Source organism: Halomonas sp. AOP7-E1-9 (genome assembly GCF_052376035.1).
Lineage (GTDB): Bacteria > Pseudomonadota > Gammaproteobacteria > Pseudomonadales > Halomonadaceae > Vreelandella > Vreelandella citrativorans.
In genome coordinates, this window is sequence record NZ_JBQSVC010000079.1 from 1 (window position 1) to 1,683 (window position 1,683).

Annotated in this window: 1 protein-coding gene; it reads left to right on the forward strand. The window is 63.7% G+C overall.

The features are described from left to right. Window positions 1-78: 78 nt before the first annotated feature. Window positions 79-1,646 (forward strand): IS3 family transposase gene (locus tag ACT3R4_RS18355; protein WP_444622827.1). Its coding sequence is split into 2 segments (ribosomal slippage): window positions 79-544 and window positions 544-1,646, totalling 1,569 coding nucleotides; the frame shifts between segments, so codons are not numbered across the junction. Window positions 1,647-1,683: the final 37 nt, after the last annotated feature.

Sequence of the window (1,683 nt, forward strand, 5' to 3'; positions counted from 1 at the left end):
CCCCCAGTGTCAGGATGAGTGTCGCACCCTCTGATACCCTGTTCTTATAAACCGATCAGGGGGCGAAAGGAGACACTCATGCCTCGTTACTCTGAGGAGCGCCGGCAAGCCGTAGTGACCAAGCTGCTGCCTCCCCACAACCTCTCCCCGAAGGTGATCGCGGAGCAGGAAGGGATCTCGCTGGGCACCGTCTACAAGTGGCGCAAGGAAGCCCGCGCTGAGGGGCGGTGCCTGCCGGATGCTCTGGGCAAGGGCGCCGATGGCTGGTCGTCCAAGGACAAGTTCAACGCCGTGATCGAAACTGCCTCGATGAACGCCCAGGAAACCGCGGAATACTGCCGCCGTCGGGGGATCTATCCCGAACAGCTGGAGCGCTGGCGGAATGACTGTGAGCAGGCCGCCAGTCTCTCGCACTCGGAACGCCAGCGTGAGGCCGACGAGGCCAAGCAGCAGCGCAAGCGCATCAAAGCGTTGGAGAAGGAGCTGGCTCGCAAGAACGAGGCCTTGGCGGAAACCGCAGCGTTACTGGCCCTCCGAAAAAAGGCGAGGGCGATCTGGGGGGACGAGGACGAATGATCAGCACCCCAGATCGCCAACGCGCTATCGCGCTGATCGAAGACGCCCGGGCCCAAGGGGCCCGCCTGGAAGCCGCCTGTCGCGAGCTGGGCATCACCGCCCGAACGTACCAACGCTGGACGCGCGACGGCGAGCTACGCGAGGACCAGCGCCCTTTGGTCGACCGGCCGGTGCCGGCTAACGCACTGACACCGGCCGAAGAGCAGGAGATCCTCGACGTGTGCCACCGCCCCGAGTACGCGAGCTTGCCGCCAGAGCAGATCGTGGTGCGTCTGTTCGACGAGGAGCAGCGCTACGTGGCCTCCCCCTCGTCGTTCTACCGCGTCCTGCACAAGCACCGAGAAGTGGTGCATCGTGGCCGCGCCAAAGTACCTCAGCGCCGCGCCAAGCCCACGACCTACCAGGCCACCGCGCCGAACCAGGTGTGGTCGTGGGATTGCACATGGATGGGCGGTCCGATCAAGGGGCAGTACTACTACCTGGTGATGCTGCTCGACATCTATAGCCGCAAGATCACCGGCTGGGAAGTGTTCCTGGCCGAGTCGGCCCACAACTCCCGTACCGTGCTGGAGCGGGCGGTGCTGGCCGAGCAGATCATCGATCAGCCGCTGGTGTTGCATGCGGACAACGGCAGCCCCTTCAAGGGTGCGACGCTGCTGGAGAAGCTGCATGACCTTGGCATCACGCCATCGTTCAGCCGGCCGCGGGTCTCCAATGATAACCCCTACTCGGAGGCGCTGTTTCGCACCTGTAAATACCGGCCTTGCTACCCAGTTGATGGGTTCGCCACGGTCGACGACGCCCGTGAGTGGGTGGCCAGCTTCGTGCAGTGGTACAACCACGAGCATCGCCACAGCGGGATCCGCCTGGTGACACCGGCACAGCGACATGCTGGCGAGGATACTAGCGTGCTGGCAAAGCGGCATGCCATCAATCAGGCAGCGCGTGCGGCCAACCCCGCTCGTTGGAGCGGCAAGACCCGCAATTGGACGCCGATTGGCACCGTATCTCTTAACCCGGAGCGGGAGCTCCAGGTCACCGTCGCTGAACCGGAAAAACAGGTGGCCTGAATGATCTCAGAGGCGACAGATTTCTTGACAACTACCG